Consider the following 17,086-nt stretch of genomic DNA (forward strand, 5'->3'; position numbering starts at 1 on the left):
CGTCCACTGGGGCCTATAGCTCAGTTGGTTAGAGCAGGGGACTCATAATCCTTTGGTCCACGGTTCGAGTCCGTGTGGGCCCACCAGTTAATTCAAGGGCTGCAGCGCTGCTGCAGTTTCGAGAGGGTGTTTTGGAATGCTCCCGAGGTACAGTTTCGGTACAGTCCGTGCCGATGTCCTTCGGAGAACAGCATGGCAACTCTCGTAAAAACCCCATCAGGTACGTGGAAAGCAGTCATTCGAAAAACCGGATGGCCAACAGCTTCCAAAACCTTCCGCACCAAACGCGACGCAGAGGACTGGTCACGTCGAGCCGAAGACGAGATGGTCAGAGGCGTCTATATCCAGCGGAGCGGATCAGAGCGCATGACCCTCGAGGCGGCGCTGAAGCGTTATCTGTCCGAAGTGACTCCCACCAAAAAGCCTTCAACTCAGCGTGGCGAAGCGAACAAGGCGAAGAAACTTATCACCGAGCTGGGTAAATACTCGCTGGCGGCCCTCTCTAGCGAGATCATCGCAGCTTACCGTGACAAACGGCTGTCTCAGCCCGCAGCCCGAAAGTGCACACTGACCAGCAATAATACAGTTCGGCTTGAGCTGGCTCTCCTCGGTCATCTTTACTCAACAGCAATCAAAGAATGGGGCCTCGGCCTCACCTTCAACCCTGTTGCGAGCGTTCGAAAGCCTAAACCTGGAAAAGGTCGTGAGCGACGTTTCGTGGATGACGAAGAGGACCGGTTATTGAACGCGGTTGACGCACACAGCAACCCAATGCTCGGTTGGATCGTGCGGATCGCCTTAGAGACGTCCATGCGCTCGTCCGAGATAGCAACGTTACCGCTCTCTCAAGTTGATCTCAAAAAGCGTGTAGCCCGCCTTCCTGACACCAAAAATGACACCTTTCGGACCGTTCCCCTGAACAAGTCCGCGACAGATGCGATGCAAGCGGCGGTGGATAACCCCCTCAGACCGAAAGGCTGCCAGCTCATCTTCTTCGGTGAACCAGGCAAAGATGGCAAGCGTCGGCCCTATGCCTTCAGTAAAGTTTGGGCGACGCTGAGAGAGCAGCTCGGGATGAAAGACTTTCGCTTTCACGATCTAAGACATGAGGCCGTCAGCCGATTTGTCGAATTAGGCCTTTCCGATCAGGAGGTTTCTGCGATCAGCGGACATAAATCGATGCAGATGCTCAAACGGTACACTCATCTACGCGCCGAGGATCTGGTCGAAAAGCTCGATAGAATCGAAAAAGACTAGGCTTATGTAGGCTAGAAAAGATTCAGCATGCGAAAACTTTTCTAGCCCTCTTTACTCTGCGCCTACCGTGCACTCCGACTAAGCAGCGCGAAGGATTGTTGAGCGCCCCCCCTCCCAATTCGAATTTTTTTCCGATTCTTCTCCGGGGCAGCCCCGAAAAAGCTAAAAATGGAGCAGTCCCTTTCCACTATTACAGTCATCAACCTGAATCATGGATATCCAGATGACTGCAAGCAACGCCCGTTTTGAGCAACAGCTCATTGACCGATACGGCCCACTGTTAACAAAGAAGCAGCTGGCAGAGCTGCTACACAGAAGTGAAAAAGGACTGGACTACACCATTGCGCACCCGGCCGAAAGCGAGTTCGCTGCCTCGCTAAATGCCATGAAGCTTCGGCTTGGCCGCCTGATCTATTTCCGTGCGGCTGATATCGCAACGTTGCTGGCTGGAGATGAGTGATGCCAATAGACCTTAGGTCAGTGTTCGTCACCCCACCTCCTGCATTGGACTATGTGTTCGGAAGCTTTGTAGCAGGGACAGTTGGCGCATTCGTCGCACCCGGGGGAACAGGGAAAAGCTTCTGGGCTCTGCAGACAGCAATCGCAGTGGCTTGTCATGTACCCGAAGGAAACCTTGCTGGAATCGCCCCTCCCTCGAATGGTCCGGTGTTATACCTCGCTTTGGAAGATAGCGAGCAGGTTCTCGCTCACCGGATACATGCCATCGGTCGATGCATACGGAAACGATCAAAGTACCCGGACGATGCCGCTGAAGCATTAGATGCCATAGCAGCGAATCTGATGATCGAACCGATGATGGGCAAGCGGCTGGACGTTATGACCGATAAAGGTATGGAAGCGGTCTTAAAGCTCCAAGAAGCCCCCCGACTAATCGTCCTCGACACCGTAAGCCGCATTCATGGCCTAGATGAGAACAGCAACAGGGACATGTCTCTTCTGATCTCGCGACTGGAAGAGCTGGCCACCAAAAGCGGCGCGGCAGTACTTCTCATTCACCACGTAAGCAAAGCCAGCAGACGGGATGGTCAACTCGATCAGTACTCCTCTCGCGGAGCTTCAGCATTGATTGATAACGCTCGATGGTGTGGCTACCTCACGCAAATGACCGAGGATGAAGCCAAGCGCTTGATCGAAGGCTCCCGGTTCTCAACTCCGCTGACTGGGCTACATAGCCAGTATGTTCGCCTAGGCGAGAGTAAGCTCAATTATGGATCTGCCGTACTTGAGCAGCAGTGGTTCAAACGCTCGGAAGGCGGGGTGCTGTTACCGGCTCTGATCAGCGAAGCGAAGTCGCGCGCGACAAGTATGAGGCCTCGAAAAGGACGGGAGGCAGCAAATGCGGTCTGAGATTCGTGGTAAGGACGTCATATACACACTTCTAGACCCGGCTTTGGCTGCCGCGTCACTATTCCGGGCTTTCAAATCCGGTCAGCGACCGGTCGGGCTTGCTGTCGAACACAAGCACGACAACACACATTTCTTGTTCACCTGCTATGAGTGGCTAGATGTCCGAGATCAATCAATCCTTCTGGCCATTGTAGGCTTGGCCGGACTTGGCCGCGATCTGTTAGGGGCAGAAAACGACTCACTAATAGCTCGGCAGCTTTGGTCAGAACTGCACCCCTTGCGCGATGCACTAGAAGGTAGAGCTTTAGTACTCACAACGACGTGCTACCGACTGTTGATGGCCGCCAATCTTCCCACTCGCTCCGACGATTACGGTCGCCTGAAAGACTCCCTTTATAGGCTTTCTCAGGTCGGCTGCCGGGCCAGAAGGGATGGTTTTGATTGGTCCATGCGCTTACTTAGCGTCGCAACAGCACCAAACGGAGAGATCCTCATTGCGCTCAACTCTCGATTCGTCCAGGCGCTATTATTTGATGGGCAGTATGTAAAAGTATGCTTAAAGGAGCGCAGGAAGCTAAACGGCGATCCCGCTAAGCTGCTTCATGCGTGGTTATCGGCCACCATCCGTGAAGGCAGCGAATGCTACTGGACAGGTTTAGATACTGTGTCGCAAAGAGTCTGGGGCCCAATAAGCGTCGTACCGACAACACAGAGGTGGCGTCGCGCACAAAGTCGCAAAGCACTAGTTGAAATTAGCCAAATTGGTTGGCGCCTCAAATTTCGCGGCGAGGGCATACGGTCCCACTTCCAGATTTATCGACCTCGAATCAGATCCGACTGACACGTTTTCACCAACAACATATCGCGCTTTCACCAACAGGCTGTCGCGCTTTCACCAACGGAGAAACATAGCTATGTTGCTGGCGAGCCACGAAATACGGGGGTTTCAGACTAACCAAGATTTTGCTTACTAGGAGATCTCTATGAGATCCCTACACGTCGGCCCCTCATACGCCGAGGCGGCCTTGTGAGCTTACTAACTATCACCAACGGCGATCGGTACCGAAGCACATCCATCGCCCTGCTGCTTTTTTCTAATCAGAGGCTTTCATTCTGCCGTCGACGCGGTGACGGAGGATATGCGGGGATAGGAGAATCTAGCGATGGGACTTGGAAACAAGGAAGCTTGTGAGCTGACGTTAAACTTAGCGCAGGTAAGTGTCAGTGATCTCTGGACGAAAATGCCCTAACTCTTGGGAGACAATTGCTTTTGCGCGCTGTACCTCGCCTAAACGGGCTTGAATCTCGCGGTTTCTATCCTGGGCATAGGAGTGTCTCAAGCCATGCGCTCCATTGCTAAAGCCCAGTGCCGAGTTACTCGCCCGAGAGAAGGATTGAGACCACGCTTGCCCCCCTGCAATATCGTAGAAGCTTCGGTAATGAATTAGACGATCTATGACAATTACAGGCTCATCTAGGCGTCGAGTTTCCAGTTGTGCAGCCAAGTGACTAGGTAAACTTACTTCGCGAACAAGTCCGCCTTTTCCTACCACAGTATATCGAACACCCTCTCGAAATTTTTCAGGATCCGCAGGACGATCATCCATAGGCCTCTCGGACGCTGGAAGCAGTGTCCGTAGTTCGTGAGCCCTCAAGCCTGCTGTTGCAGCTAACTCAGTGCTAAACCCATTTCGTACGGTCTGATGAGAAATAATTCTTTGTACTTGGTCTGGCGTATAATTCCGGCTTCTAAGACTCTGTGGCTTTTCCGCCTTGATTACATTCAAACGCTGCTTATCATTTAACTTTCCAATTTGGCGTAGCACAGCTTGGAGAGCCTGCCTGTCTCTGTCCAAAGTCTTTTGACCTACTTCTCTGGAACGCTCATGCAGATAAGCTTTAGCTGCCTTTGGAGTAAGTTCGTGCAACGCTCCTCGGCCCGAACTACGGAGCCACTGTGCTGCCAGTTTTAGGCTAGCCTCGTAGCTATGCGAAGTTCCAAGCCCTGAAATTAGTCCAGAATTGTACATTGACTTACTAAGAATTTTTGCTTGGGTAGATGGCTTGGCAAATGTTCTTCTTTCTTTAGCACCGGAACTCTTTGTTTTTCTGCTCATTAATCACCTGTAACATTCTAACAATAGAACTCAGAGAGGTTTTCACTCCTTTGGCTCGCAACTCTATAAGAATTTGTTCAGCACCAAATCCCTTCACATACCGATAATTTTCAATGAGACCAATATATTTGTTCAAGTGTCGACGATAGGTCCGACGCTGCAAACTGGCGTCTACATCGCTTCGGTAGCGGTCGAAGTCGGAACCTGAAACAGATAGTGAGTGCTGCCTCTGAGTATTTAATGATCTGCGAATCGATCTTGAAATTGCGGAAATACAAACATTTACCTGACGCTGTTCAGAGAGCCAGCGTTGAATCATTCCCAGCGTATAGCTCTGTATCCGCAGAGACAAAATCTCTTCGTGGTGCCCATTCAGTTTGCTATTCATAGGTTTCTTGTAATCCTACTGTAAGTTACAGCAACCACTTTAAACTCTTAAATCTCAGCCGCAACTCAAAAGAGGCGCTCGAAATTCAGGTATGTGGTTCCGACATCCAGCGGATGCCTAGCCCCTTTTTAGCAGTGTCGGACTTATCAGGTGCAGATACCGTAGTACCGCACCGATGCGCTTGCGCACTCTCACTGTTTTGCTTCGCTGTCTACTCGACAGAGTCGAAGGGATGAACCCTTGCCAGGTTTTCGCGCCTGATACAACTCAATTTATTGTCAGAGTTAGACAGTGGTAGATCAGATGCAAGGTCGAAGCAAACCCCACACCTAGCCAGATGCAACCCCTTATGTTGATGGCCAATCAACTCAGGATAACCAAGCATGCAGATTGAATCAGCAAACTGATACTTGGGAAGCGAGGCGAGGGCAGCAATAGCTGCCGCATAACCCCGCACCACTCACGGAGACTGAATTAGCAGTCTCGAAAGGGCGCACGAAATAGCGTGACGTCCTGTGAGGTGAACTCATATAGCTAGTTCGGGTGCAATCTGATCTTGCTACCCACACTAATTAAGGTCAACAGCAAATATTGAATGTCACATCAATTTTGCTTTTGATCGCGGGACGCGGCTCTGTTCATGGTGTTGAGCGTAGCGAAGCACCCTGACAGAGCCGCGTGCTTCGCACGCTGCAGCGCGTAGAGCGCTGCACGTTCAGCCTAAGCTGAACGAATGAGGATTTCGATGGCGCTGAGTTTTGTGGGATGTTTTGACTGGTTTACCGCTTACTCGGTGTGACTGAATTTCGTTGACCCATTTTGAGTTGCGCTTTGCTTTGGTTGCTTCACAGTAGAGCTCCTTACGAATGAAAAGCAGAGGAATCTATAGTGAAGGTACTGAATACTGAGATGAGTAAGCAGAGACTGGCAACGCTAGTCGTTCTGGTTGTTTTATTCACCGCTCTGGAAAATTATGCGTATGCCGAAGCAGGTCCCGTATGGGCAGCGGTCTTTTTCATCGCTGGAACAGCCTCAGTGTTTTTCGCTGTACCTAGAAAAATTTACTCCAGCATTGAGGCTTGATACATGGGCGATTTCGGTAGTTTTGGATGGCTATTCCAAAGCGGTCTAGACGCCATGATTTCATCACTCCTGTCGATGGGGGCGAAGCACGCTGAACTGGCTGATACTGTCCGTCAGCTAGCCAGATCGGTACCTTTTATTTCCTTAACCTGGATCGTCTGGAACTTAGTGCGTGGTAAGCCAACCAATATTCCGCTTGGAGTTTTCATTACCTCGCTCTTGATATTTGTCGCATTACAAAATCAGACAGTGACTTTCCCTGGTCGCGCCGGTATGGAAATGACAAAGGGTCAATCAATCGCGCTCGAAGTAATTCTCCCTACTTATGAAAAACTAGCACAGGTGTATCGCACCAAGGATAATGAACAGTCAACATTAATGATCGCCGATCTTACCGAGCGGGAAATCAGTCCTTTCATGGGGAGCGACTTGGCGAACCTCATGAAAGACTATAAGCAATATTGCGAGCCCGGTCCCAACGATAAAGCAAACATCACTGATACTGCTTGGCAAGCAGTAGGATTACGAGGTGGTGGCGCACTTGGGGTACCGGACTCTCAGGTCTCTGTGTTCAGCAGTGCAACTGCTGATGAGCTTTCAGGTCTTAGCTTTTCTTGGTTCCCACAGATTCGCCAAGCATTGGCCATAATTGATACTTACAAGGCGGGTGATCGGAGATCTGCAGGCAAAGCTGCGCTTGAGCAGCTCAGCAGTGATAAATGGCCCACCGGGAAAAGATATCTGTTGCCTAGTGAAACGGGATGGCAGTCTAGACTGTCAGGTGGCGTTGATAAACCTACCGGCTTCTTGAACCCTTGGAAAGTCGCGAATGGATCGCTAGCGGATCCGGCATTGTTATCCGAGCCATCTGGTGTAGCTAATCGATACTTTGTCCCGGAAAATTGCTACGAAGCTTATCAAGCTGCTCAAGCGGGCGCTGAAGAGGGATACCGGGCGGTCGGAGATCGTATTCGCCCTTCTAATTTATCGCCTGACTCAGAGCCATCTATTGTGGCTGGAGTCAGAGCGTGGTCAGACGTTGTAAATAAAAGTCTGAGCTCTCTTTACTCTAATTCTGGTGATTCGTCGTTTGCATCAAAGATTCGCGAAAATGCTTCTGAGGCAGTCGGGGCACTCAATGAAGCGAAAGGTGCTCTCGCAACATTGGATCTCGCGGCGAAGCTTCCATGGTTCGTCTATCTCACAGCAATGGGGCAGGCTGTCCTCATCCATATATTTCCATTAGTAGCACTCTTCGCGTGTGTCTTTGGAATCGAAATTTTGCTCTACTGGATAAGGCTGCTTGTATTTACCTTCCTATCTTTATTTTTCGCCGAAGGCATTTTGTATTTGCTGGCCAGCCAGCTGGCTAAAATTAGCTTTATACAAGCCGCAACTGCTATAAGCAGCTCGGGTACGCCTTTAGATATTGATGGTATACGTGGGGTTCTAGCCAGTGGCGCCGGCTTCGTTATTCTGGCCGCGACCTGGGCGGCGGGAGCGCTTTTAAGGATTCAGTCGTTACCAAAGGCTGACGGTGCTACCAGTTTTACGCAACTCGGGAGCGTCGCGGCATCTATTGCAGGCTCAGTAGTAGGCGGGTTCACTAAGATGGCGGCAATGAAGACCGCTGGCTTGAAGCAAGACCTACTTCGCGCAAAGATTCAAAAAATTCAAGGTCCCGTGGGATCTCCCGGGGCATCGCCGAGCGGATCCCCTACTGGCAGTGTGAGTGACACGCCGGCACCTTCTCGCCAAAGCCGTGAGTCTGCCGGTCAGCGTCTGTCTCGGCCAGGCGCTCCCGATCAAGCAGAATACCAGCAGAAAAATCGGACGACTCGCGCTGACCGTGCCGAAAGGCGTCGTTCACTACTCAGCCCTCCGGACAATAAGTCATGAGGGATCCTCACCGCGTTTTTGTGGGCGGGGTTCTGGCACGCGGAGCCCCATGCTCGGATGTAGGCTCGTCCCTGAATGAGTGCATCCAGATGAGCTTTACCTTCGATTACTACCTGACGGCCACCTACTGCGAAAGCTGGGATAACCCGATCGACCTCAGGTATCTGTTTGATGGCCTCGCCCCTTGGCCGGGATTGGTGTGGGTCATGCGTGGGGATCAGCAATTCCTGTCGCCACAACTGACCGGGATAAGTGCCTATGAGCGGGAGGAAACTACCCCTATCGAGATACGACTTTTTGAGACACCGTCGCTGGACGCGTTGACCTGGTACCTGGTGACTGCGGAGCTGAATCGGCGAAATGGCTTCGATGACCGAATGGTTGAAATTCATGAAGTACAGCTTCAAAGCTTGATCAATGAATTACCCGTGGCGACGGTTGCCTACGTCGGGAGAGCATAAAAATGAGCTATTCACGGATTGTCGTGGCGTGGCTGATTTCTGCGGTCGCTTTACTTCCCGTGTCTGCTGCATTGCCTCTTGAGGCCCCCTCCACCGCTGCACACAAAGCTTACTTGGCACTCCTGATGCTCTCGACCCTGATCGCAATGTATGCCGCGCAACGCGGGCGGCGTAAAAAGCTTAGAAATCGGTTCTGGTGGGTCTTATGGGGGCTTGCGGTCGCCTTTCTCTGGAGCTGGTATTAATCAAAGGAGCTTGTCTTGAAGCAGCATCAGAAGGTGCTTTGCGTGTTGGGGTGTTCTGCCCTTGTATTAATGCCTTGGGGGAAGACTCTGGAGATGATTTCTCCCGATGTGAACGGTTATTACATTAGTGGCGGGGGGTTGAACCCTGGGTACAAGGTACTCAAGGTCGACCGTTCAGGGCACGGGAAGATGTACTCATACGATGCGATGTACGGCGGAATCCTGAATTCCTACCCTTTCACATATTCGTCCAGCCTGCTGAGCATCACCCTCAATTTTAGCGACGGGAGCCAGTCGATCCTTTCTCAAGGCTTGTGGGGACTGGAAGGGTTACTCCACTGTACGGCAGGGAGCTGTGGGGGGATGGGTAATGTCAGCCACGTAGGTGAGAACGAAGCTGATCTTCCAGAAGGATTTCTCCGCGCCCTATCAAAAACCAATTATAGATAAATCAAAATTTGATTATTGACGATAAAGGGCATAGTGCTATCATCTATCCCGCAGCGCTTTAGAGTAGTAGAAGGGTAAAATCCAAAAAACTCTGCTGCTGGTGATGGGGGGGAAGACCTACGGGCTGCCCCCCTGCTCCAATTCTGATGCGTGGTCTATGTCCTTAATTTTCGAAGCTGATCTACGGCGATACCTAGCTGCTGGTCTTGTGAATGGTATTTCGGTCCTTCACACGAGCGACGGTTGGTTGCTGCGTATTCGAATGGGTTCCGAATTGGTGTCGCTGCGCCGGCAGCGCGGTGGCGAACGGATGTTCAAGAGCCTCGACAAGCTAGCGAATTTTATCGCCGAGCTTGGGCTAGAACAGTTCGATGTCCAGCTTAGGAATTGAAGAAATCGCACTGAAGGTGCTTCTGCCACACCGCGTAGGCGCCGAGCATGAGCTCTAGCGTCATTTTTCCCAGGAGATATTCAGCATGATGTTGAAAAAAGCCACTGGTCTCATTGCCCTCTGCATAGGATTGAGCGGCTGCGGTAACGAGTTTGAGGGTAGCTACAGAGCTATGGACGGCGTCCTAGGGCCGGTGATCGCTATCGAGGTTAAAGGTGACAAAGCAAACGTGGTAAAGGTCGACCCATTTCGCAAAGTGATATTGAGCGACCAAATTTGGGAAGCCGAAGAAAAAGGCGAGAAATTGTTGTTGACCGACCTAAGAGGCAAAACCTTTGCTTTCAAGAGAGCAGTTGACGAAAAAGGCCTGGATTGCCTGAACTGTGGACTCATGCCCGATTCTTGGCAGCGGTTTGATCCAAATAAGTAATCACCCGATCCAAGGAAAGGTCATGCATTTTAGAAAACTAATTTTTACCCTTGCGGCTCTACCGGCGATCGCGCTGGCAGATGTGCACATCTTTGATGGAAATTACTCTGTAGCGGTAGGCCCAGGGCCGCTGAAAGAACTGTATGTCTTGAGCGTCACCGGGGTCGGCGGCACAATGACACTGGCCAAACCATTTCAAAAGCCTCTACCCGCAAGGGCTGTCAATATTGAGCAACTTCCTAAACGTATGACGGTTACGTCCGACGAGGACAAGCAACTTAAATTGGTTTTTGAGAAGACAGAGAAAGGTTTGGCCTGCATTGAAGGGTGCAACGCCTATAGCAGAAACTGGGAAGATATTCAGTTAGCCAAAGAGATGAGGGATCAACAGGTAAATCCGGCATCCAAAGTCGATTTCGACGCTCTGCCCACAACCGACCTCGGAAGCATAGACGGCGCGTGGATACAATCTAAGACTGATCCAGCCGATACCAATGACACCGCCTATGAAATTAAAGGTGAATTTGTTAAGCGCTATTATTTTCTGTTCGGTCTTTACCCCAAGAGCAGCACCCCCGATGTCCTCCTGATTTCAGGTAACTATTTCAAATACCCCAAGTCAGGCGACAAGGGTATTCAAGTAAAAAAAATCAGCGACACCAAACTCATCGCTCGATTTCCTCAATCCAAAGATCTGGTCTTCCTCTACAAAGCCAATTCGATAAATTTCACTGACCTCAAAAAGGCACTCGTCGAAGCTGATCCTAGAACCTGACCTTGAAGGTTGGTGAGTCCTCTGGCCGCAGTTGCCGACGATCGTAGATGCGGGTCGTGCTGATGTTGGCATGGCCCAACCAGGCTTGAACCTTGGCGATATCGGCCTCGTGCTCTAGGGCATTAGTGGCCGCCGTTGCCCGCAGACCATGCACGCCCAGGCCAGCCACATCGATGCCGGCGGCCTCGGCGTAGCCTCCCACCATCGTATAGATGCCATTGGCGGTCATACCGGCGCCGGTTTTCCGACCGCGCAGCGGCACGAACAATGGCGCCCGAGCGTCCTCCAGGTGATGTTCTGAACACTGCAGATAGGCATAGATGCGTTCGGCCGCAATCGGGTGCAGCGGTAAGTAGCGCAGCTTGCCACCTTTACCATGGATCTGCAGATGCTTGATACCCCGGCGCTCCTGAATATCGCCCACCATCAGTTGGGCAGCTTCCTCACGGCGCAGGCCGTGGTACAGCAGCACTGCCAAAATCGCCCGATCACGCAGCCCTTTCAGCGAGTCCGCCGACGGTGCATCGAGCAGCGCTTTGGCCTGATGATCACCAAGTGCCGGAGTTTTGCCTTCATTGCTTTCGATCTTCGGGCGCTTGACCCCGTGTACCGGGTTTCCGCCGGCCACCGCGTTGCTCTCCAGCAGGTGATCGAACAGGCTGGCCAGCGCGGCCAACTTGCGCCGGATCGTCGCCCCGGCCAGTCCCCGGGTTTCCAGTTGAGCGCGCCAAGCTAGAACATGCGCCCGGGTTACGGCCCGGAACTCATCGGCCGCAGTTAATCCAACGAAGCCGCAGAAGTCTTCAAGGTCTCCCTGATAAGCACGTCGGGTGCGCGGGTTATCGATGTTAGCAAACCACTCAACCGCCGCTGGCACTGCAGCCAGGTGCTGAAACTCAACCGCAGTCAGCCGACGCTCGCCAGCGCTGCCTGGGGTGACGAACTGGCTCATAACGTCTGCCTCGCTTTGAACCCAGCTTCAATCTCAGGCCATTCAGGGGAGGCCATTAGCTCGCGAATCTGCCGTTCGTGTGGGAGCTCGGGCACTAGATGCTGCCAGCGCAGTTGCTCTTGCAGGAGCTCAGCTGTGCGCAATTCGCCCTCAATATCAGCGCCGGCGGCCTTCAGCCTTAGTCGCGCATTGTTCCAGAAACCATGGGCTTCGTTTGTGCTGTAGATAGCAACAGGGACAATAGGTAAAGCGTTCTCGCAATGCAGTTGCCATAGCACCGCGAGCGCATACCCCCGGCGCTTGAACTCGGGGTGGATTTCGATCTTGTTAATGTACAGCCGATCCCTTAACGGATTGATGGCATAGTCAGTCCGGCCAACGGATTGGCCATCGACGGTGATTTCCGCGATGAACTTAGGCGCAGGGTAGTAGGCATTCCCGCGCGCAGGCTCGATGTACTCAATCTGTAGGTGAACGGCGGGCAATCTGGCGCTCAACCGCTTGGCCTGCAGTGGCTGATAAAGGTCGCGAATCGGGTCAAGCCAGTCCATGGAGCCTGCTTTTTATAATTGGTGATAACGTATTTTATCACCAATTGTATGGCCGACTGCCCCCTATCTCGCTGAGAGACAGCCAAGGGCTGTCATAACGCTGCGAGATAAAAAACCTAGCTAGATATGGATATTTTTTACAGGGGCACTGACAATGATAGCAGCAGCTTCATTATCTGCTTTGCCCCTTGACTTAGATAACCTTGAAATATGAACGAGTGGAGCGTTGTTGCAGCGATTGCTGGAATCCAACAAATAGCCCTCAGGGCTAGCAATGAACGCTTGAGCTTCCTCTCATTTTCCTTGAGACCGTCAACTGCATCCTCAAGGCACCGCTTCAGATCTGCTGGATATTGACGCGCGGAACTAAAGTGCGCCGAAAACATCATTCTCCGCGAATGCTTAATACGATCGTACTGAAGTTTCTGCGCTGCCAACGTCTCGGCCAAAAGTGCAGAAGTAATAGTAAGCCCCGCCACCAGTATTGTGCTCTCGAGTCCGCTGTCAGCTTTAGCGATCGCAATTACCGCCACCAACGAAACTGGAACACTGAGAATTTTCCCACTGATATCCCCGACCACTTTTGACATCTGATCAGCAATGGTAATCTGCGCCGTGGCGATTTCCTGCTTTATCTTGTGGAAGGAAAAACCACTGAGATAGGTAGCAAGATTATTCTCGTATAACTCAACAAATTTTGACCAAGTTGATACCAGAAGTCTGAAGCGCTCTCTGCCGTCGAAATGCCCAGCCAAATGCTCAATCAAACTAGCTCGAAAAATCGCCCTCTCTTTAAGCAAGTGAGGATTCACATCCAGATTGCTACCCTGCAGGCTGTCAACGAGCGCGATCCCCACCTCGAACGCAAGTAAGCTTTTATCCAAAAAAGGATAGAGTGTTACCGTTCGCTCGCCTTTACTGGAATCATCTGCAACAAAAACCAGCTTATACTCATCGCTCGATTTTTTTTCATCATGAAAATGCGCCAAGTCAGCCAAGCAGACGATCAAACGACAAATCGCCTGCAGGGATTTCACCTGAGGGTCAAGTGGTTCCTCTGAGGACAGCACATCGTCGTCTAACAAATAAAAATGTGGTGGCAGTGACTGGCGCACATAGCTTTTTGAACGCGCCATCAGCTGTTCAATATTCTTGAAGACTGGCACCGCCCCTGAGGCATCGAGCACGTAACATAGTTCGATGTTCGACCAAGGATTGGATAGTGTCGCCGCCTGCGGCCTCACCTCCTCACCATCGATCAAAAGCTCATCAAATCGACCCGTTTTAGACTCCATCAACGCAAGCACGGCTTCGGCCAGCTCAGCGCTATACGCCCCTGCCTTAAAATGAAAGGAGTTTCCTGTCGTCAGGACCGGACGTCCCAGCAGGCGATAAGCGCGAACGAACTCAAGGACATCGGCCATATGCGTTTACTCAGCTACAGGCACATCTATTTTGTCTGCTAGCGCCTGGCGGATGACCTCCACAGCCTGATCAGAAAGGTTGTTAATGATCAGCTTGCGGTCTTGTTCAACAAAACGAATTTCTGCATCGACCCCTTCGCCCAACGAGTTACGGTCGAATTTAAGCTGCCAATTATCAGCTTTGTAAAGCACGTGAGTGTATTTATCCAGGGTGACTTTGCTGATCGGGAACTCGACAGGAACCCCAACTGCTTCACTGTTCAGATGGCCAGTAAACTCGCTCGCCAGGTCATCAGCTTGCCCTTCCATCTCCGCTGGAAAAAACTGACGCGCAATTGCTTCCACTTCAGACAGTTTCACCGACAATCCAGTGTCACGCTGCTGTTCCAAGTAGCGCAAAACCTCGTCTTTGAAACGAATTCGATTCGGATACAGATTGGGTCGATCGCGGAAAAACCTAACACTTTCCACGATCAAATTTTTGGTGGCTGCAGCTGACGCCGTCCCCACCGCACAGCCTAGTGCGGTGACAAAATACCCGGCTGCCGAGCGGCCGGCACTCTGACTTAGGAAGCTGAGGTAATTAAGTTCCTGTTTGGCTTCGTCATCGGCATCGGCGTACTCTCCAAACTTACTGAAGTTTATCCGCGCCGCATGATACAGACTGTTCAAGTCGAGCTCGATTAACTCTTCCGGCTCCAGTTCTTCATTAAGCCGGAGGCCATCACGCTTCTTCAGCATTGCAATCAGTAAAAACCGTGCATTGCCACTTTCATAATCCACAAAAAGAATGTAACCGCCGGACGCGGCGGTGGCTTTCTTGGCAGCTGCGTGCAGCTCTCCCATGGCCGAACCCGTGATTTCCAGAAAAGATTTTTCCGAGATCACGATTTTCGTGTAGCCGTCGAATTCTTCCGGAAACTCACTCGCGGTTTTCTTGGCAAATATCCCGTAGTGGGCCGCATTGTTTTTCTTACCGTAAATCGACGTCGCACCAACTATCAATTTGCTCACGGCAGGTTTGGTAACATCAAACACTTTTTGGCGAATGAAGGATGGCTGTATATCTTTGAACTGTTCCTTTCTCAGTTCATGGACTACCGCAAAATTAACTTTGATATCCATTACCCATCCTTGTTCAACGGTCGTTTGGACGGTGAATCTACTTCATGGTGTCGAATAGCCACAAGTGGATTTTCCGCTGACGACCAGCTCAAGCGCCCCGTTAACTGTATATCCATACAGCCACCCAGACAATACTATCCTCGATCATCCGACGAAGGGCGCTGACGGACTTACCTGAAACCGCAAGCCAGCCAGGAGAGGCAACCTGGAAGGTCGTAGGGGCTCATGCTGCAAAAGCGGTCATCGTGTTTCGTCGGAATGCGGGCACCTGACGCAGATCATGCTGCGGATGGGTTCAAGCTATTTAGCTTTAGCAAGGCTCACCGCCAGTAATTGCCGCGCTACAGTAGTCGGATACCACATTATAAAAATTAGGACGATGAGGTGCCGCAGCTTCCTTAGCGGCGCCCTACCGCACGACGAATTGGGCTCTAATCCAGACCAAGTGCTCTCCGCGGCTATTAACGAGGTTCAGGCCGCTCGGCATGGGTAGCCATTCGCCTCAAAACTTAGCGCGGCGTTTGTCAGTGAGAACATTCAGCACTACCTACACGTTACCCACGCGACTGAAACCAGCGAATTTTTTGCGGACTTATCGGCTGGGATCGATTACCCCAGGAAACGTCGCTGCAATGGCTGACGCGCTCGAACGGTATGTTGTGCACCGGACCCCCTACCCCGCTTGCAGCTTTCCATCGGACAATGGAAAGCTTGAGCCCTAGCGGTTCATGAGTCCCCGTCGCGCTTTTCGCGCGGCGGTTGCTGTTTCATCTGAGAGGAAAAGATGCGTAAAGTTTTCGTGCTGTCCGTTATGGCAGGGATGCTCGGCGGTTGCGCCCTGCCACCCCCACCTCCATCACCTTACGAGGCCTACCTGAAACGCGAGACGACAGTCGTTGCGCTGCGTCCCTACGTGGATTCGACCAAGGTTCCTGTTTTCAGCGACTCATCGAAACTGCTGGATTTCGCCGACAAGATAGGTGGTGGTCAAGGCAAATATGAGACGGATGCTGTGTATCAGAAGCGCGTCTCGGCGCTCAGCCTGTTTTCGGTGATCTCTACGATCCCTGAGAACAACATCGAATTTGATAAGCAGACCGGTGCCATCAAATTCTCGATGATGCTACTGCCCAGCGATTGCTCTGGCGCCAAGAACTACAGCTATATGGCCCCTGTATGTTATGGGTTGTGGCTGCCCGAAGTCCGCAAGGTGATGGACCACTATGAGGGCCAGAACGGTTACGGCGCCAAGGCCGGCGTGGACGTTATCAAGGTGAAGCGGCCGATGCTGGTACTGCCTCCGGTCAAACCACCTTCGGCGGTACCTATTGCCCGCATCAATGGTTCTTTGCGCATCACCCCGGAGCAACTGGCCAAAGAGAGAGACGACCTGCGGCTCGCTATCAACCTCGAATCGGTCCCCCAGCATCTTCGGATGACCACCAATTACTCGCAAGCGACTGTCCAGAACCAGCGTGAGCTTCTGATCGACAACTACATTTTCGACATCAAGATCGCGGGCGTGAGCGTGGTAAACATCAAGACCCATCAGGTCTATTCCGACAAGTTCGACATCAGCATCCGCTGACCCTCCCTGTCCCCATCTAGTCATGACGCCAACTTGGCGTCATGACCAGACTTCCTCCCCAGCTGTAGGTCGCCCACGAATTTTCCTGCTGATCAAAGCCAAGATTGCCCCCAGGCTGGTTGCCGCTGGCCAGAAAGTTTCGCAAATGAGAGTCCATCGATCCGTGAGCACCTTTTTGCACTATTAAGCTATCTATGGTGCAAACGGACAGTGATTTTGCCTTATTGCTGCAACCGGTGCTTTTAAGGTGTGGCATAGGAAAAGGACAGGGGCATTGAGGGGGGATTAAAGGCAGCTAATGGGTATGTTGCGGGCACGCTATGTCAGCGGAACGGGCATCTGCTGCGCCCCCGTAGGGGATCATGATCGGGTCAATTCAGGCATTTGAGGGGCGCCAGGGGGTATTTACGGTGGTGTAGGGGTGCTGTGCGGGCACTAGAGGGGTGACCGCGCCCCCCGCTTGGGTCCAAAGCAGCGAAAATGCTCTCCGAAGCTTAGAAACGATCTGAGTAGACGACATCCCATAATATTTCAGCCATGTATGGCTATTTGCCACCCAGGTTGACGCCCTCAAGCAGCAAA

17 protein-coding genes and 1 tRNA gene are annotated in these 17,086 nt (G+C 51.9%); 12 read left to right on the forward strand and 6 right to left on the reverse strand.

Features of this window, described 5'->3' with window-relative positions; all coding sequences use genetic code 11:
* The first annotated feature begins 9 nt into the window (after window positions 1-9).
* The 5 genes from M5G17_RS25120 to repC all read left to right on the forward strand — a co-directional run bounded on the left by M5G17_RS25120 (window position 10) and on the right by repC (window position 3,466).
* Window positions 10-86, forward strand: a tRNA-Ile gene (locus M5G17_RS25120).
* A gap of 106 nt (window positions 87-192) precedes the next feature.
* Complete coding sequence (locus tag M5G17_RS25125; RefSeq protein WP_273895563.1) at window positions 193-1,257, forward strand: site-specific integrase; 1,065 nt, start codon at window positions 193-195, stop codon at window positions 1,255-1,257.
* Window positions 1,258-1,480: 223 nt separating this feature from the next.
* Window positions 1,481-1,717 carry a hypothetical protein gene (locus M5G17_RS25130; protein ID WP_273895564.1) on the forward strand — a complete coding sequence of 79 codons (237 nt, stop codon included), beginning with the start codon at window positions 1,481-1,483 and terminating at the stop codon, window positions 1,715-1,717.
* Window positions 1,717-2,625 (forward strand): helicase RepA family protein, encoded by a 909-nt coding sequence (locus M5G17_RS25135; RefSeq protein ID WP_273895565.1) that lies wholly within the window; start codon window positions 1,717-1,719, stop codon window positions 2,623-2,625. The genes M5G17_RS25130 and M5G17_RS25135 overlap by 1 nt, the downstream gene beginning before the upstream one ends.
* Window positions 2,615-3,466, forward strand: coding sequence for a replication protein C, IncQ-type (repC, locus tag M5G17_RS27760; RefSeq protein WP_420793401.1), 852 nt, complete (start codon window positions 2,615-2,617; stop codon window positions 3,464-3,466). The genes M5G17_RS25135 and repC overlap by 11 nt, the downstream gene beginning before the upstream one ends.
* 364 nt (window positions 3,467-3,830) lie before the next feature.
* Here the strand turns inward: repC and M5G17_RS25140 are convergent, their stop codons facing one another.
* Window positions 3,831-4,742: a site-specific integrase gene (locus tag M5G17_RS25140; protein ID WP_273895566.1), complete on the reverse strand. Its 912-nt coding sequence runs from the start codon at window positions 4,740-4,742 to the stop codon at window positions 3,831-3,833.
* Window positions 4,711-5,130 (reverse strand): hypothetical protein, encoded by a 420-nt coding sequence (locus tag M5G17_RS25145; protein ID WP_273895567.1) that lies wholly within the window; start codon window positions 5,128-5,130, stop codon window positions 4,711-4,713. Before M5G17_RS25145 ends, M5G17_RS25140 begins: the two co-directional genes overlap by 32 nt.
* A gap of 888 nt (window positions 5,131-6,018) precedes the next feature.
* Between M5G17_RS25145 and M5G17_RS25150 the strand changes: the two genes are divergently transcribed.
* The 6 genes from M5G17_RS25150 (at window position 6,019) to M5G17_RS25175 (ending at window position 10,864) form a co-directional block, all read left to right on the forward strand.
* Window positions 6,019-6,213: a hypothetical protein gene (locus tag M5G17_RS25150; protein WP_273895568.1), complete on the forward strand. Its 195-nt coding sequence runs from the start codon at window positions 6,019-6,021 to the stop codon at window positions 6,211-6,213.
* A 3-nt stretch (window positions 6,214-6,216) separates the two neighbouring features.
* Window positions 6,217-8,112, forward strand: coding sequence for a hypothetical protein (locus M5G17_RS25155; protein WP_273895569.1), 1,896 nt, complete (start codon window positions 6,217-6,219; stop codon window positions 8,110-8,112).
* Between the two features lie 89 nt (window positions 8,113-8,201).
* Window positions 8,202-8,573, forward strand: coding sequence for a hypothetical protein (locus M5G17_RS25160; protein WP_273895570.1), 372 nt, complete (start codon window positions 8,202-8,204; stop codon window positions 8,571-8,573).
* A 260-nt stretch (window positions 8,574-8,833) separates the two neighbouring features.
* Complete coding sequence (locus M5G17_RS25165; protein WP_273895571.1) at window positions 8,834-9,268, forward strand: hypothetical protein; 435 nt, start codon at window positions 8,834-8,836, stop codon at window positions 9,266-9,268.
* Between the two features lie 476 nt (window positions 9,269-9,744).
* Window positions 9,745-10,089 carry a hypothetical protein gene (locus M5G17_RS25170; RefSeq protein WP_273895572.1) on the forward strand — a complete coding sequence of 115 codons (345 nt, stop codon included), beginning with the start codon at window positions 9,745-9,747 and terminating at the stop codon, window positions 10,087-10,089.
* A 22-nt stretch (window positions 10,090-10,111) separates the two neighbouring features.
* Entirely contained in the window at window positions 10,112-10,864 is a 753-nt protein-coding gene (locus M5G17_RS25175; protein ID WP_273895573.1) for a hypothetical protein, read from the forward strand.
* On the opposite strand, the gene M5G17_RS25180 is transcribed toward M5G17_RS25175, so the two are convergent.
* The 4 genes from M5G17_RS25180 to M5G17_RS25195 all read right to left on the reverse strand — a co-directional run bounded on the left by M5G17_RS25180 (window position 10,854) and on the right by M5G17_RS25195 (window position 14,916).
* Complete coding sequence (locus tag M5G17_RS25180; protein ID WP_273895574.1) at window positions 10,854-11,816, reverse strand: tyrosine-type recombinase/integrase; 963 nt, start codon at window positions 11,814-11,816, stop codon at window positions 10,854-10,856. The genes M5G17_RS25175 and M5G17_RS25180 overlap by 11 nt on opposite strands.
* The gene (locus tag M5G17_RS25185; protein ID WP_273895575.1) at window positions 11,813-12,367 is read right to left on the reverse strand and encodes an N-acetyltransferase; all 555 of its coding nucleotides are present in this window, start codon (window positions 12,365-12,367) and stop codon (window positions 11,813-11,815) included. Before M5G17_RS25185 ends, M5G17_RS25180 begins: the two co-directional genes overlap by 4 nt.
* A gap of 137 nt (window positions 12,368-12,504) precedes the next feature.
* Complete coding sequence (locus tag M5G17_RS25190; protein WP_273895576.1) at window positions 12,505-13,791, reverse strand: hypothetical protein; 1,287 nt, start codon at window positions 13,789-13,791, stop codon at window positions 12,505-12,507.
* Window positions 13,792-13,797: 6 nt separating this feature from the next.
* Window positions 13,798-14,916: a nucleoid-associated protein gene (locus M5G17_RS25195; RefSeq protein ID WP_273895577.1), complete on the reverse strand. Its 1,119-nt coding sequence runs from the start codon at window positions 14,914-14,916 to the stop codon at window positions 13,798-13,800.
* Between the two features lie 784 nt (window positions 14,917-15,700).
* Here M5G17_RS25195 and M5G17_RS25200 point away from each other — a divergent pair.
* Window positions 15,701-16,504, forward strand: coding sequence for a hypothetical protein (locus tag M5G17_RS25200; RefSeq protein ID WP_273895578.1), 804 nt, complete (start codon window positions 15,701-15,703; stop codon window positions 16,502-16,504).
* Window positions 16,505-17,086: the final 582 nt, after the last annotated feature.

The sequence above is a fragment of the Pseudomonas rubra genome (assembly GCF_028656935.1).
GTDB classification, from domain to species: Bacteria; Pseudomonadota; Gammaproteobacteria; order Pseudomonadales; family Pseudomonadaceae; genus Aquipseudomonas; species Aquipseudomonas rubra.